10 protein-coding genes are annotated in these 16,434 nt (G+C 38.2%); 2 read left to right on the top strand and 8 right to left on the bottom strand.

What is annotated here, in order from left to right; genetic code table 11:
- Positions 1-111: 111 nt before the first annotated feature.
- From ACIPKN_RS22675 to ACIPKN_RS22660, 4 genes are all read right to left on the bottom strand, one after another.
- On the bottom strand, positions 112-3,342 hold the full coding sequence (locus tag ACIPKN_RS22675; RefSeq protein ID WP_400940444.1) for a collagenase: 3,231 nt from the start codon (positions 3,340-3,342) through the stop codon (positions 112-114).
- 427 nt (positions 3,343-3,769) lie between these two features.
- Positions 3,770-4,963, bottom strand: a complete 1,194-nt coding sequence (locus tag ACIPKN_RS22670; protein WP_400940442.1) for an acyl-CoA dehydrogenase family protein — start codon at positions 4,961-4,963, stop codon at positions 3,770-3,772.
- 10 nt (positions 4,964-4,973) lie between these two features.
- A complete protein-coding gene (locus ACIPKN_RS22665; protein ID WP_400940439.1) occupies positions 4,974-6,146 on the bottom strand; it encodes a saccharopine dehydrogenase family protein in 1,173 nt (390 codons plus the stop codon).
- A 26-nt stretch (positions 6,147-6,172) separates the two neighbouring features.
- Complete coding sequence (locus tag ACIPKN_RS22660) at positions 6,173-7,651, bottom strand: aldehyde dehydrogenase family protein (protein WP_400940437.1); 1,479 nt, start codon at positions 7,649-7,651, stop codon at positions 6,173-6,175.
- A gap of 498 nt (positions 7,652-8,149) precedes the next feature.
- Between ACIPKN_RS22660 and ACIPKN_RS22655 the strand changes: the two genes are divergently transcribed.
- Positions 8,150-8,950 (top strand): TIGR00266 family protein, encoded by an 801-nt coding sequence (locus ACIPKN_RS22655; RefSeq protein WP_142509717.1) that lies wholly within the window; start codon positions 8,150-8,152, stop codon positions 8,948-8,950.
- A 330-nt stretch (positions 8,951-9,280) separates the two neighbouring features.
- Here the strand turns inward: ACIPKN_RS22655 and ACIPKN_RS22650 are convergent, their stop codons facing one another.
- The 4 genes from ACIPKN_RS22650 to ACIPKN_RS22635 all read right to left on the bottom strand — a co-directional run bounded on the left by ACIPKN_RS22650 (position 9,281) and on the right by ACIPKN_RS22635 (position 14,548).
- A complete protein-coding gene (locus tag ACIPKN_RS22650; RefSeq protein WP_400940435.1) occupies positions 9,281-10,243 on the bottom strand; it encodes a 2-hydroxyacid dehydrogenase in 963 nt (320 codons plus the stop codon).
- A gap of 322 nt (positions 10,244-10,565) precedes the next feature.
- Positions 10,566-11,867, bottom strand: a complete 1,302-nt coding sequence (locus ACIPKN_RS22645) for a protoglobin domain-containing protein (RefSeq protein ID WP_400940433.1) — start codon at positions 11,865-11,867, stop codon at positions 10,566-10,568.
- Between the two features lie 443 nt (positions 11,868-12,310).
- On the bottom strand, positions 12,311-13,144 hold the full coding sequence (locus ACIPKN_RS22640) for an undecaprenyl-diphosphate phosphatase (RefSeq protein WP_400940431.1): 834 nt from the start codon (positions 13,142-13,144) through the stop codon (positions 12,311-12,313).
- Positions 13,145-13,468: 324 nt separating this feature from the next.
- Complete coding sequence (locus ACIPKN_RS22635; RefSeq protein ID WP_400940429.1) at positions 13,469-14,548, bottom strand: metallophosphoesterase; 1,080 nt, start codon at positions 14,546-14,548, stop codon at positions 13,469-13,471.
- 422 nt (positions 14,549-14,970) lie between these two features.
- Between ACIPKN_RS22635 and ACIPKN_RS22630 the strand changes: the two genes are divergently transcribed.
- Positions 14,971-16,119, top strand: coding sequence for an acyl-CoA dehydrogenase family protein (locus ACIPKN_RS22630; RefSeq protein WP_400940427.1), 1,149 nt, complete (start codon positions 14,971-14,973; stop codon positions 16,117-16,119).
- The last annotated feature ends 315 nt before the right edge of the window (positions 16,120-16,434 follow it).

Below are 16,434 nucleotides of genomic sequence, written 5' to 3'. Positions count from 1 at the left end.
TATTTTACGTTAGCTGCTGCTCTTTTTTAAGTTAGACACTTGATATATGGTTATACATTATAGAGATCAGATCAGCCTCTACTCTTGACACTAAAACTTTCTTCTTAATAATTATTGTACATTTACTGTATATGCCCCGTTTTCATTATCAAATTTATAAATGTATAAATAATATTTGCCTGGTTTCGCATTATATTTACCTTTTATACTATTTCCATCTTCCTGTCCATATGCTACGTAATTTCGCATATCAGACTCATGACAAAGCACCCATGTCATGCCAATTTGATTTTCATTTACGACAGCAATATCGATTTCTTTTGGTGACGTAACGTCGAATGTGTATACATCCGTATGATCATCATCCATCAAGCTACCTTTTAGGGGCATATTAAATGGAATCGTAGTCGCTTCTTCTGGACGATTATTTGGTTTTATCTCTGTTTTTGTTTCATTTTGTACATTTACTGTGTATGTCCCGTTTTCATTATCAAATTTATAAATATATAGATAATACTTTCCTGGTTCCGCATGAAGTTTACCTGTTATATTATTTCCATCTTCCTGTCCAACTGCTACGTAATTTTGCTTATCAGACTCATGACAAAGCACCCATGTCATGCCAATTTGATTTTCATTTAAGACAGAAATATCGATTTCTTCTGGAGACGTAACTTCAAATGTGTATGCATCCGTATCATCATCGGCCATCAAACTACCTTTTAGGAGCGTATTAAATGGAATTGTCTTCGTTTCTTCTTGATGATTATTCCCTGTTTGTGCGCCCTTCCGTACAGCTACAATTGCATGATCTTTACTTTCTATTCCCTTATCATTTTTCACTGTTAATGTCACATTATATGTGCCTTCTTTATCGTATACATGAGTAGGGTTTGCCTCTTCACTTGTTTTGCCATCACCAAAATCCCAAAGGTAAGAAACGATTTCTCCATCTTTATCTTTTGAACCATCACTCTTGAACTGGATTTCTTCATTTTCGACTCCAGCATATGGACCATTTATCTTTACAATAGGCGCTTGATTATCTCCTTCATCCGTCGCAATGCCGTGGAAAACAATATCATATTCAAATTGGTTTGCCGCATTTACACGGTAGTTGACGAAATACGCAGTCACTGTTTTATAGCCGCTCCACTCTTTTTGCGACAGTTGCTCCAGTACTTCGTTCACTTGCTTACTCATCGTTTTCCAATCTTTAGATTCACCTTGCGTTTCACTGCCTACATACGTACCTTCGAGTGTAAATGTATCAAAGAATTGAGATTTATGTTTTGTCATTTTTACATCTTGTACGTTAGCAACATCGACAATTTCTTGCTCCACTTCGTTTAATGCTTTTGGTGCATGTTCCACTAAATAATCTTCTGTTACTTGTGGCACCTTGTATTTTTCTTGATTATCAATTAATTGCTGCATATAAGTTTGGTATTCAGCATTCAGTTGTGGATCTTTACTTAAAGCGTCACGATACGCATCATAATTTTTCACATCGTTCGCACGAATTAAATCTTGAATTCTATCAAATGTCTCAAATTGATGCGTGTACATAAAGGACTGTAGAGCAAAGGAATAGTTATAAAAATCCCATGATCCATATTTCGCAAACAATGTCTGTTTAGCTGTATAGCGTTGTGATGGATCATCTGATAATCCACTAATAATACTCTGACGTGGAACAACATCATTTGTACGCGTTGATCCTGCAAAGAATTCTGCATTTCCTTCTTGGAACCATGTTAGTCGTTCATTTTGATACATATCACCTGTTCCGAATAAACCAGGAACCTCGTATCTACCTTGTAAATAGTGTGTGAATTCATGGCGGAACAGCTCTTCTAAACTATAAATACTTTGCTCCGGCGTACGTTCATATGTAAAGAACGTTCCCTTCTCTTCAATATAAATACCACCATTATTCGTTTCATAGCCGTACAATTGACGGTTTAATCGATATTGATCTGGAGAGTCATAAATAACAACTGTTAATACATCGTCAGCATTACCTGGTTCTAATGCTTTGTCATTCCCAATTACACGGTGATATTGTGCTTTTACTTCTTTTGCAGCCCAGTATAATCTTTGAATTTTGTCGTCTGTTACGTTAGCGCCCGTCTTAAAGACAATCGAGCCATTATCAAACGTATATGTTTTCGGTAAATACTGCTTCTTGCCCTCTTCACGCATTTTCTCTAAATCTACTGCATTGCCACTATAGTCTTTTCCATCATAATTTGTAGTAAGTTGCTCTACTGCCACAAAGTAAGCTTCACTTAAATATGGATACATATGCATCGCTTGTGTAACAACTTCTAAACCTTTATCCGGATGACTATGGAATACTCCTAAACGCCCTGCATAATAAATGCCATTATTAATTAACCAACTATTGTTATCTGCTACATTATGTAAAAGTGCAATGTTATTCACTTCATTGATGAAACTATCAATCTTTCCATACCACATCGTCGTATTCGCTTCGTTACCTGTCTTATGCATGTACGACTGCAGATCATAATCAATACCATGTATTAAATCATAGATCGCCTGCCCTTTTAAACGATCGCTTTCATATGTAGAGAGATTCTCGTTAAACTGTTTTAAAATCTTCGCAGCATACTGAACTGTTTCTGCATCACTAGAAGCATTACCGATTAATTTCCCATAGGCGGATACCACTTTATCTTGCTCTTCTGTACCAAGTTTAAAGTTCGGATTCTTAGCCATTTCCTTTAATGCTGGTAAACACTGATCTTGGAAACTTCTCTCGTTTAAATAACTTAGTTCCTGATTATAAAATCCTAAATAAAATGCAGAACGCAATACCTCAACAAATGTTTCAATACCCTTTGAGTCATCTTTCGTAAAAGAACTTCCTCTTTTCCCTAATTCATTAATAATAACTTGCATGCGTTCTTTATTTTGATAAAAAGCTTTTGTTTCATCATTGAATTGGAATAAGTCTGTAATTTGATACCAGCGAATATTTCCTAGCGTATCAATTAGCTCACTATCGCTCATTTTATTAAGCTCTGCCGTCGAGTACTGTTCTTGCAATTGCTTCGTTTCAGCAAGCTTTATAGTTGGAGCTGGGTGTTCCGAAAAATCTCCCATTTCCAAACGTTTTTCAAATGATAATGTTTCATCAGCCGTTGTAGAATGTGCGATTTTATCTTTCGAAGTATCTATGCCCACAGGCTTCATTTGTAATACATTATAAGGCGTTTTTTCTGCTGCCGATGCTTCTGCTTGTAACGCTCCGAACGACAGTGCCATTGTACTTACTCCAATTAACACTTGATTGAGTTTTAATTTCTTCTTCATAAAAAATCCTCCTATAGTACTACCTTTATACAATGGTAATATATTGATTATTTGGAACTATATTGCCCATCTAAAAATAACATATTATGTGAATAAAGCAATATAAAATGTTAATTTTAGTAATATTTTCTTGTATAATTTGAACGCTAAGACACAATTAGACCCTAACACCAATCTTTAACATAAAAAAAGAATCCAAAATTCGGATCCTAACTAGAAAGCAACTGTAATCATTTGGACTCCTACGGTCACAAAGACTACTGAATAGTAAAAAGCCGATTATCCCCTTAACGTTTAGGAAATCGGCTTTTTCTTTATGAAATTTCACTTAGAATATTCACATTTTGTAGGTGCTGCCCCGAAAGAAGTTAAAAGAAGCAAGTCTAATTAACTTTAGACCAATCCATAAATAATCACCATAAAACGACTATTCTTCAAATGGCCATTTTGGTAGCATTTTTGCCAATGACTTATCTTGACGTTTTCCTAATACATAGTCAGCCTGCATAATCGTATGAATCTCCCGCGTGCCTTCATAAATAACTGGTGCTTTCGAGTTACGTAAATAACGAGCGACTGGATATTCATCCGAATAACCATATGCTCCATGAATTTGGACAGCATCATCTGCAGTTTTATTCGCAAAATCACAAACCTGCCACTTTGCTAATGATGTCTCCCGCGTATTACGTAAACCTTTGTTTTTCAACTCTCCAACACGATATACAAGTAAGCGGCTCATTTGATAGCCCGCTTCCATTTTGGCAACCATTTGCCCTACTAGCTGGTGCTCGCCAATAGGCTTACCAAATGTTTCGCGTTCATGACAGTATTTCACACTCGCCTCAAGACACGCTTGAATAAGACCGACAGCACCTGCAGCTACTGTAAAACGACCATTATCTAGCGCAGACATGGCAATTTTAAAGCCTTCTCCCTCTTCTCCAAGGCGATTCTCTACAGGTATACGTAGATTTTCAAAAAAGAGCTCGCCCGTATTACCAGCACGAATACCGTATTTACCTTTAATGGCCTTCGATGTAAAGCCCGTCATGGAACGCTCTACGATAAATGCGCTAATACCATGATGCTTCTTCGATTTATCAGTGTAGGCAAAAACGATAAAATGGTCAGCTAGATCACATAAGGAAATCCATGTTTTCTGTCCATTTAACACGTAAAAATCTCCATCCCTTACTGCGGTGGTAGACATTGCAGCTACATCTGACCCTGCTCCAGGCTCTGTTAAACCAAACGCCCCAATCCGAACTCCTCTTGCCTGCGGAACAAGATATTGCTGTTTTTGAGCCTCTGTTCCCCATTGCATTAAAGTCATGCTATTCAAACCTGTATGAACTGAAACAGCTGTACGAAACGCTGTATCGCCACGTTCAAGCTCTTCACAAACGATGGCGAGTGCATTGTAATCCATCCCACTACCACCGTATTGTTCTGGTACACAAACACCCATTAAACCTAGCTCAGCAAGTCTTGACCAAATCTTCGGATCGAAGCCACCCTCAGCATCCCACTTCGCAATATGTGGAATAATCTCGGCATCCACAAACTGCCGCACTGTTTTACGTAGCATTTCTTGCTCAGTGGTAAATTCGAAATTCATGACCAAGCACCTACCATTTCACAATCATTGCTGATATATGCGACGTCTCCTTAATGACAACACCACGTTTTGCCATCTCTTTAATATAAATGTCGCCCGGTACAATTGATTCAGGTGCAAATACACCGCGCTCTGTAATTTTATTTTCCCCAATCATTTGAGCAACGACAGAAATTGTATTTGCTGTTGCACGAGCCATAGCCGTTTCATTAATTGTCAGATCTTTACGCACAACCATTTCGAACTCATAAGTCACTTGTTGTTGCGCTTTTTCACCTGCTACAATTACGCGTAGTAGCACTGCATCAGGTTTTGTACCAAGTTCGAGTTTCTTTTTAAGTGCCTCACGAACAACTGGACGCACAGAAACCTCTTGATCTTCTACCTCTACCTTATTACTAGCATCGAGGAATCCTAAATCTGCTAATAACTTAAACTTGTCTGCATGTCCTTTATAACGGATTGTTTTATATTCTAGTGTTTGGACATTCGGGAATGTCTTATACAATGTCGATATACCGCCAGATGTATAAAAAGCCTCAAGCACACCAAAATCTTTGAAATAAATAGGTTCAACACCTGATAACGATGGAACTTCTTGAAGTTTACCTTTTTGAATCATTTTTGACGGCTCTGTATAATGATCAAAGACACCATCTAGGGAAAATACACGTGTATAGTGAAGAGGTGGCTTCGGCTCTGTTGGAATACCGCCTACAAATAGTTTAATAGATTCTACCTCATCTAATTTCGAAGCACCGTAACCCGCTAAAATGTTGACCATACCTGGAGCAACACCCAAGTCCGGAATAATGGTTACACCTTTTGCTTTTGCCTCTTCGTCGAGATCTAATATTTTTTCTGTTATACCGCCAATATGACCACCTAAATCCACGGAATGGACACCAGCTGCGATTGCTGCTCTTGCAACACGCTCATTAAAGGAATAGAACAATGCATTAACGACTACATTGCCTTTTGAGATAACTTCCAATAACGAGTCATCGCGCTCAGCATGAAGCTCTACAACTTCAATCTTATCTGTATTTAAAGAGTCCACAAAGTTCTGCGCTATTTTCACGTCTATATCCCCTAAAAATACACGCTCCACTTTACTATTTTTTATTAAATCACGAGCTACCTCTTTCCCCATTAAACCTGCACCTAATACAACAACTTTCATCAAGAACATCCCCTTTCATTGATCTGTTATTCTGTATCGATTTGTGCTCTTTGTAATTTACCGCTATAGTCTACATAAATACTTTTCCATTCTGTATAGACATCTAAAGCAGCTACACCCGAGTCACGGTGACCGTTCCCCGTGCCTTTTGTGCCGCCAAATGGCAAATGGATTTCAGCACCTGTTGTGCCAGCATTCACATAAACAATACCTGTATCTATATCTCGTTGTGCGCGGAAAATCGTATTCACATCTTGTGAGAAAATTGAACTGGATAAGCCAAATTTTACGCCATTGTTTACTTCGATTGCTTCATCCAAACTTGCTACTTCAATTAAAGAAACGACCGGACCAAAGATTTCTTCCTGTGCAATAATCATGTCAGGCTTCACGTTGGTAAATAGTGTAGGCTCATAATAAACCCCTTTATCATAAGGAGGCTCAGATAAAATTCTACCTCCAGCTAACAATGTCGCCCCTTCTTGTTTGCCGATTTGCACATAGTGACTAATCTTTTCCAATGCGGCTTTGTTAATCACAGGTCCAATCTTCACACCTTCATCCAGGCCGTCCCCAATTGTTAGCTTTTGCATTTCGTCTAATAGACGTTTTTCTAGTTCCTCTCTTACATCTTTATGCACGATCACGCGACTACATGCCGTACACCTTTGACCAGCAGTGCCAAATGCACTCCATAAGATACCTTCAGTAGCTAGCTGTAAATCAGCATCATCCATAACTATGACTGCATTTTTTCCACCCATCTCTAATGAAATCTTCTTCAGGTGTTTACCACCTAGCTCTGCTACCTTACTGCCTGTTGTTGTAGAGCCGGTAAATGAAATGACCTTAACATCTGGATGTTCAATCAATGCTGTTCCAACTGTTGGCCCCGTACCAAAAACGATATTTGCCACTCCGCCTGGTAAGCCAACCTCTTCAAAAATTTTGCCCATCTCATACGCCATCATAGGCGTCTCATTTGACGGCTTCCAAATGAACGTATTGCCAGCAACTATTGCAGGGAATGACTTCCAAGTCGCAATAGCTACAGGGAAATTCCACGGAGTTATTAAACCTACAACGCCAATAGGTGCCCGTACACTCATAGCAAATTTATTAGCTAGCTCTGACGGTGTTGTCTCCCCAAATAACCGTCGCCCTTCACCAGCCATATAGTAGGCCATGTCTATCCCTTCCTGTACTTCACCCCTAGCTTCTTCAATAACCTTCCCCATTTCTTTTGTTAAAACGGTCGCCAAATGTTCCTTCTTCTCTTTCATTTTTTGACCGATGGCATATAAATAGTCAGCACGTTTAGGTGCAGGTACTAATGCCCAGCTTTTTTGCGCAATTTTTGCAACCGCTACCGCTTCATCTACCTCACTTGCAGTAGATAACGGTATTGTAGCTAGCTGCTCCCCATTAGCAGGGTTGGTCACTACTATACTTTGTAAATGTGAATTTGTTACCCATTCACCGCCGATATAGTTTTTAATTTCCACTACATACACCCCCTGAACTATCTATTGTGCCTCTGCCTCAATGTTACCAATTGCATTGCTTTCAAGCAGATATCATCTATTACTCTATAGTATATAGAATTGAGTGTGTCAAAATTCCGAATTTTTAATATATAGAGGTCTAAAGAGCGTGCTTTTGCAGCAATAACATCGGTGACAATCGTCAGTGGCTTTATTTTCTTTAGCTGAACCATTGATGTCAGTTACGGATGAAAGTCTTTTGTGAGCAATCAATTATGCCTCGGCATAATTGCGTCCGGAGGTTTTAACTTCTTTCAGCGGGATGTTTGACACTCGCTGAAAGAAGTTAAAACAATCACAAATTCCAGCTAAACAAAAATAAAAATACTCATTCTAGTGTTTTACATTCGACATTTACTAGCTTATTCCCTTTTTTTCTAAAATATTTAATTATACGATGAAACTAATACAACTTATAATCGTATATAATAACAAAATTATTTTTTGGAGGAATCCTTTATGAATAATCACGAAATTGACTACAAATTATATGGCGACGATATGCAATACGTGCAAGTTGAGCTTGACCCTCAAGAAACAGTGGTAGCTGAGGCTGGAGCTTTAATGATGATGGATGATTCTATCCATATGGAAACGATCTTTGGCGATGGTTCAACAGGAAGCCTAGAAAGTGGACTTATGGGTAAATTATTTGGAGCTGGAAAACGTCTAATTACAGGTGAAAGTTTATTCATGACGACATTTACGAACGTTGGTTCAGGTAAACGCCATGTGTATTTTGCTTCTCCATACCCTGGTAAGATTATTCCAATGGATTTAAGCCAATTGAACGGAAAGATTATTTGTCAAAAAGATGCCTTTTTAGCTGCTGCAAAAGGAGTTTCAATCGGCGTTGAATTCCAGAAAAAAATCGGTGTTGGCTTCTTTGGTGGTGAAGGCTTCATTATGCAAAAGCTTGAAGGAGACGGCATGGCTTTTGTACATGCAGGTGGCACTATTCACGAAAAGACTCTAGCACCTGGTGAAGTATTACGTGTTGATACAGGCTGTTTAGTTGCTATGACTTCTGATGTAGATTACGATATCGAAATGGTCAAGGGCGTAAAAACTGCATTATTTGGTGGTGAAGGTATCTTCTTCGCTACTTTAAAGGGTCCAGGTAAAGTATGGATCCAATCATTACCATTTAGCCGTTTAGCAAGCCGCGTCTTCGCTGCAGCACCAATTTCTCAAGGCGGTGGCGGTCAATCTAAAGGTGAAGGCGGCATTGGCGGTTTATTTGATATGTTTAATAAATAATTGACGCTATTTAATCAATTATGCCGAGGCATAATTGTAGCCGTCGCTAAGATAAACAATGCGTCCGGAATCGGCTTTTGTCCAACAACTGTTTTTTATGCGAAAGCGTAGCGACAGCAGCACAATGTTTTTTACGCGAAAGCGTAGTGCTGACGTAGCAACAGGTACAGATGTTTGGACACCCGCAGAAATTAGTTAAAGGAGCACATCTAATTACGATGTGCTCCTTCTCTTATAATCACAGTTGATTTACACCATTTATTCCCCAAAAAACAAATCTTTACAGCTTTATTACAAAAGGTACCCCTACTTCTGTTACCTTCAGTGTCATCAATCTATTCGATTCGTTACAGCCTTGCCCTGCCCATATGCGGTAAGCTCTTTAACGTTCAGCATCAGCATAGCAGTTCTAGTTTGAAGCGAGGCACTACCGATGTGCGGAATTGCTACAACATTTGGAAGCGTCAATAAGGGATGACTCAAAGCTATAGGCTCTTGTTCAAAGACATCTAGCCCAGCTGCCCACAACTTACCATTTTTCAACGTATCATACAGTGCATTCTCATCGATAATGCCACCACGTGATGCGTTAATTAATACTGCGTCATCCTTCATCAAAGCTAGTTCCTTTGCTCCTATAAGTCCTACTGTGTCATTATTAAAAGGTGTCATAATAACAACAAAATCCGAATGTTTTAAAAGATCCTCCAATGATACATATTGAAAGCCATACATTTCTTCTACCTCATGGCGACGTCTACGATTGTTGTATAAAATTTTCATATCAAAACCTTTTGCTCGTCTAGCAACAGCTTGGCCAATACGTCCCATACCAATAATTCCTATAGTGGATCCTGAAACATCTTTACCTACTAATTGCATCGGATACCAGCTTTTCCATTTACCCTCACGCAAATATCGTTCACTTTCTGGAATTCTTCGAGCAGTAGCAAGCAATAATCCCCATACTAAATCTGCAGTCGTATTTGTTAAAACTCCTGGAGTATTAGTTGCCATTATTTCACGCTTACGCAAAGCTTTGACATCAATGTTATTGTATCCAACAGCTAAATTAGTCACGAGTTTTAGTTTGGGTGCGTGTAATAATAACTCTTCATCGACTTGGTCAGCAAGCGTTACCCACAATACTTCACAATCTGCAACAGCTGCCAATAGTTTTTCCCGTGGTATAACAACTTCCTCCTCTTCCCATTGTTCGATATCATAATACTCTTTCAACGGTTCAACTATATGCGCTGGGAACTTTCGTGTAATAAATAATCTCTTTTTCATATTCCGAACACCCCTCAATTCAATTCGCCTATAGCTTAACACTTAGAACGCTCATTTTCTAGGGATTTCTTATCTTTACGTGTGTGATAGCTACTCTTTTCTGGCACTCTTCAAACTTCATCCATCTATTTATTGTTTTATCCTTCAGAAAGACGATTTTGTCCTATTATTTATGAAAAATAAAACACGATTTGTTCAAGAGATTAACTACTTTGGGATCAACAGTTCTATCTGTGCGAAAGCGAAGCGTCAGCAAACAAAAGCGGCTTATCGGACGCCCCGAGGAATCAAAAAAACTATGCATAGGCTCTATGCATAGTCGTTAAAAATCTCTAATTGTTGTATCTAATCGATTGGCAACTTGTTTTAATTCCTCAGAAGATTCTCCAATCGTTTCTATAATTTCCGCCAGTTCCGTTATTTTCAGTCCGACGTTTTGGAAGTTTGAGATAGAACCGTTTACTGAGCTAGATATTGCGTCGAATGCTTTTAAAGATTCCTCATTTTGCTCAATACTATTGTTCACCAGTTCTTGAATCTCATGAATTGCTTGAACAACTTGTTGTGTAATCCCATTAGACATAGTTATGAGATTCGCAATTTGTTCAACCGAAGTTTTCGTTTGGTCTGCAAGCTTACGAACTTCGCTCGCCACGACCGCAAAGCCTTTTCCGTGCTCTCCTGCACGTGCAGCCTCAATAGCCGAATTTAACGCAAGTAAATTTGTTTGACCAGAAATATTTTTTACTATTTCAATGACAGCATTAATTTTGGAGGAAGAATGATCTAATTGCTCCACCATACCCGACATTTCAACTGTTTTATGATGAATTTCCCCTGTTTGCTCATTAATTAATATTATTTTAGAATAACCTTCAGACGATACCTCTTGCATTGTTTTTGCCTCATCGATACTTTCCTTCAAGCATTCATTCACTTCCTTGGCGTTATAAACGAGTTCGGTCACTGTTTCATTGGTACTATGAGATTGGGTCTCTAGCTGCGTAGATATCCCACCTATAATTTCCTTAACATGTGCTCGAACACTATCCTGTTGCTTCTCAATTAATGTATTAGCATAATTATCATATTCCTCTAGGACAATCTGTTGTTCAAAATTACACATTTTACTAACGGCCTCACAAAACTTTTCTTCTTCATCCCTCGTTAATTGAAGTTTATACACAATCTGTCTTAAAAATTTTTCAAGGTTTTGAAAGGCTGCTAAATACCACTTAGGATACAAGTTAATCTTCACATGCATTTTTGCTACTCGCCTTCTCTTCTTCAAAAATGCATCGTCTATACGCCCTTCGAACATTTCTATAATATGATGGCTTAATGTTTGGCGTAACTTCTCACTAGAGCTATACTTTTCAATAACCTCACGTAATGTTGGCACACTCTCAATCGCATGATAAAATGCTGCCACTACCTCTCCAACATTTCGTTCAATATACGGTTTTAAACTTCTAATTAACTGTAAATCTTCTCTAGTTAAATTTACTAGATTTAACTGTAGTAAACGTTCCTGATCTTGAATAATAACCCCTATACTTGATTCATCAGTAATCTCAATTGTATTCTTCTTAAATTTATTTCCAATTTGAAACAATTTTCCCACCTCTTTGTATGTCTATTCTACTAAATATAATCAGAAAACAAAAAACTCTCTGAATTTAATTATAAGTTCTTTACAACTGTAATGACAATATATAGGAAAAAAATATCTGTTTTGCAATACGCAATAATCTAACATACTACTTTCGAACAATACTTATTAACCATGCATTTCTTCTTAATTTGATCAATTATGCCTCGGCCTAATTGCCGCTGACGCTTCGCTTTCGCGCAGAAAACATTTGCCGAATCGGCTTAGTACTTAGAGGATCAACACGATGTCGGTCATTCGTTCATGCCACAGGACGTGGCGTTCGTAGGCTGAGTTCCTCTATTTCAGCGGATAGTTTTTTGTGCCGAAAGCGTAGCGACAGGTAAGATGTTTGTACACCCGCTGAAAGAAATTAAAAAAGCCACTCATTCTTAATAGAAGAGTGACTTTATTATTTACATAAAGATAATAACAGCTAGTACAGCAGCTAGTACTATACGATAAATAGCAAATGGCATTAATTTCACTTTTGAAATAAGTGCTAAGAAGAATTTAATTGATAGTAATGCGAAGATAAATGAGCTAATGAAGCCTACTACATAGAATCCAAAATAATCCATAGATAACGTATCCCAGTTTTTCAGGACAGATACTAAACTAGCACCCGCCATAATTGGTACTGCCATAATGAAAGTAAAATCTGCTGCCACACGGTGACTCATGCCAAATAGTACACCACCAGATATTGTTGCCCCTGAACGGGAGAATCCTGGCCAAAGTGATAAACATTGTACTAACCCTACTTTAAAAGCTAAACCATAAGAAATTTTATCTAAAGAATCCACTTTTGGTCTTTTCGGTGCTAATTTATCGGCAGCAATCATTAAAAGTGCTCCAGCTACTAAAGCATATATAACATGCTCTACTTTAAATAAATGATCATCGATAAAATCTTTGAACGCAAAACCTAATATAACTGCTGGCAACATACCCATAATCACATGTAGTAAGTTGAAGTGACCTTTCACAGATTTCGATTGGCCATCAATTTTATAAAGTCCCACTAAATTTAACATTCGCTTCCACATAACAACGACTACGGCTAAAATGGAGCCAAGCTGTACAACAATTTTAAACGTATTGGCGGGATACATCCCTAAAAACTCCTCTGTCTTTAGCCACATATCGTCTACAATAATCATATGACCTGTCGACGACACTGGCGCAAACTCTGTCATTCCCTCGACAAAGCCCAAAATAAGCGCCTTTAATAATTCAATGATATCCACGTTTTCACCTTACCTTTTATAAATTAAATACCAACATATTATAAAATACACTTTTTCATATACTATGACTATAACATTCAGTTATGAGTAGACTGCCTTATCACCATAACGTGGCGTTGATTTCCGTTCCGGCTGGGTGCTTTCGCACAGAAAACATCCGCTTCCGCTCCATGGGCTCATCTGTGAAGCTAGTCCCCAAGGAGTCGCCCAGCCTCCACTCCAATCAACTTATTCACATGTCATTTATTTCAAAATGTCTTCAGATAACGGACCAAAATTCACCATAATACAGGGGTTATTTTGAGCCCAAGCGTAATTTACCAATTAACGGAAATTTATATTTACAACCCATAATTCGGAACGGCTGCCTATTCGCATTGGCGGACCCCAAAAGCCAAAACCTGATGAAACAAGTGTATGCATTTTTTCCTTTATGTTATAACCATAATCAAGTTCAAATACACGAGCCGTTATATACTGATTAGGCCATAGTTGACCTTTATGTGTATGCCCTGACATATGGAAGTCTACGCCCATTTTTGCAGGCGTAATTAAATCATTTGGGGTATGATTCATAACAAACCAAGGCAAATCATCCGCTGTCTTCAATGCATCTAGTTGCTTTCTATCCTTGTTTGTAATATCCTCTTGCCCCGTTAATACTATCACATTATCGATTCTAATAGTTTCATCACACAAAACTTTTACATTAGCATTTTCCATCTCTTTAATAAATTCAGGGATTTTCTTGCCATAGTATTCGTGATTGCCTAGTACACCGTACACTCCATATGTCGATGTTAATTGCTTCATCACATCTGCCATTCCATCTTTAGCAAACCATTTAGGATCGTCATCCACAATATCCCCAACTAAAAAGACGATGTCTGGTTGTGCTTCATTCGATAAAGTAACAAAGCGTTGTAAATGCCTTTTATTTGAGAGAACCCCTAAATGAAAATCTGAAGCAACTACAACTCTCATCGAATCTAGCTCACTACTCTTTTTATCCATCGTTATTTCTAAATGACGGACAACAGGTGAATATGCTAAATAAGTGCCTACAATACTTAGTACAAAAAACATAGCAATGGCTATACTTCCAATGATCTGTACACTTTTAAAGGGGCTTAACCAAATAATCAAGTGTGCTAACAAGCAAAGCATTAATCCGTATTCAAAAATAAACATCCAGTAATTATGGATTATTGAAAAGACTCGTAAGGACTCATGCAATCTACTAATAACAATACTAAACGCAATGATATACAGTACTACCCAATATAAAATTGGGAATCGGAACCACCCCATTGCCACAAGCCACTGTCTCAATCCCCATCCTAAGTAAAAAGTTAATGCACTATATATACTTATTAATAGAATTCCACCGATTACTTTAGGCATTCAGTTCCCTACTTTCATATAGTCTTAGTTGATTATAGCATTATACTTAATCTTTAAATTTGCATTAAGTATTCTTATTGAAAGTATGTAAGGGCAACCAATCTGCTCAATATATTGTTTATTTTTCTTGTCATTTAATCGTATGATTTACATGACAATCTAATTAGGAAGGTGACAATATCGTAATCTAGGCAAATGATTGGATCTCTTCTGGTTTACAGTGAGACCTTGGAGCGCTTATCGGAAGCGCCTATGAATCAAATCATGTTATGTAAGACCCCTCCTTACAATTCACTATAATTATTAGATGATGTAAAAAAATCTATGAATAATATACTTTGATTTTTCCGAATTTTTAAGTAACATTGTAATTGCAAGAAAAAATTTACGCATGTACGGGAGAAAAAAGGGGTGTTGTTCATATGGCAAAATATAAATTTGAATCAACAGAGCATGAGTTATTTCGTAAAACCTTACGTAAGTTTTTAGCAGAAGAAGCTGAACCACACTATCCACAATGGGAGAAAGAGCATCTTATTCCACTTGAGTTTTGGCGTAAGCTTGGAGAAATGGGCTATCTATGCCCTCAAGTAGAAGAACAATACGGCGGTCTCGGACTAGATTTTAGTTTTGGCGTTATTATTCAAGAAGAGCTTGAGCGTGTAGGTTCGAGCCTTATTGGCGTTGGTCTGCATAACGATATTGTCGTTCCTTATATTGAAGCATACGGCTCAAATGAGCAAAAATCACGCTGGCTACCAAAATGTGTTACAGGCGAAAATATTACTGCAATTGCTATGACAGAGCCAGGTGCAGGTTCGGATTTGGCAAACATTCAAACAACTGCTATTCGTGATGGCGATTACTATATCGTCAACGGGCAAAAGACATTTATTACAAATGGTATTCATACAAATTTAGCAGTCGTTGCTGTAAAAACAAATCCTCAGGCAGAAAAAAAACATCGCGGTATTAGCCTCCTTGTCATCGAGGACGGGACGCCGGGCTTCACGAAAGGTCGCAAACTCGAAAAAGTTGGCATGCACGCGCAGGACACAGCAGAGCTTTATTTTGAGGATTGTCGTGTACCTGTAGAAAATCTCCTTGGCGAAGAAGGTAAAGGCTTTATCTATATGATGGAAAAGCTACAGCAAGAGCGTCTAGCAGTAGCCATCGCTGCGCAAACGGCTGCTGAGGACATGCTGGCCTTAACAATTGATTATGTAAAATCACGCAAAGCTTTCGGAAAATCAATTAGTGACTTCCAAAATACACAATTTAAAATAGCTGAAATGGCGACAAAAATTGAACTGGGCAAATCATTTTTAGAATCTTTAATAGAGGAACATATCGCAGGAAATGATGTTGTGACAAAAGTTTCGATGGCAAAATACTGGATAACAGAAAATGCACGCGAGCTTGCTATTCAGTGCATGCAGTTACATGGTGGCTACGGTTATATGGAGGAATACAAGATTGCTAGAAGATATCGAGATATTCCTGTCATGTCGATTTATGCAGGTACTAACGAAGTCATGAAAGTGATTATTGCCAAGAATTTAGGTTTATAACTTTGAACCTGAAATGTATTCTCTTCAGCAAGACGAGGGGATTGATTTCCTCCGTTCCTGCGAGCGCCCGATGAGCCGCTTCACTTCTTTACAAAATTCCAGCACAAATGATGTGTAAGTGTAGTGTTAGCGCATTGGCAGCGAATTAAAGCGAAGATCCGGGGTGACGGATTGTTGGGCTGGATCGACGGATGAATTGGCACAAGTGACGGTATAAAGAGCTGAAGTGACGGATAGAACCGTCTTAATCGTGGATAAGAACATCATATTCGCGGATAGAGCCGTCTTAATCGTGGATAGGACATCGTATCTGCG

The organism is Lysinibacillus sp. NPDC086135, assembly GCF_044746345.1.
Classification (GTDB): domain Bacteria; phylum Bacillota; class Bacilli; order Bacillales_A; family Planococcaceae; genus Lysinibacillus.
Note: the sequence above shows the minus strand (reverse complement) of the source record. Positions and strands in the feature narration are given on the sequence as shown.

Coding starts and splice junctions, on each gene's coding strand:
- ACIPKN_RS22675 (WP_400940444.1), bottom strand. CDS start 3,342: ATGAAGAAGAAATTAAAACTCAATCAAGTGTTAATTGGAGTAAGTACA.
- ACIPKN_RS22670 (WP_400940442.1), bottom strand. CDS start 4,963: ATGAATTTCGAATTTACCACTGAGCAAGAAATGCTACGTAAAACAGTG.
- ACIPKN_RS22665 (WP_400940439.1), bottom strand. CDS start 6,146: ATGAAAGTTGTTGTATTAGGTGCAGGTTTAATGGGGAAAGAGGTAGCT.
- ACIPKN_RS22655 (WP_142509717.1), top strand. CDS start 8,150: ATGAATAATCACGAAATTGACTACAAATTATATGGCGACGATATGCAA.
- ACIPKN_RS22650 (WP_400940435.1), bottom strand. CDS start 10,243: ATGAAAAAGAGATTATTTATTACACGAAAGTTCCCAGCGCATATAGTT.
- ACIPKN_RS22635 (WP_400940429.1), bottom strand. CDS start 14,548: ATGCCTAAAGTAATCGGTGGAATTCTATTAATAAGTATATATAGTGCA.
- ACIPKN_RS22630 (WP_400940427.1), top strand. CDS start 14,971: ATGGCAAAATATAAATTTGAATCAACAGAGCATGAGTTATTTCGTAAA.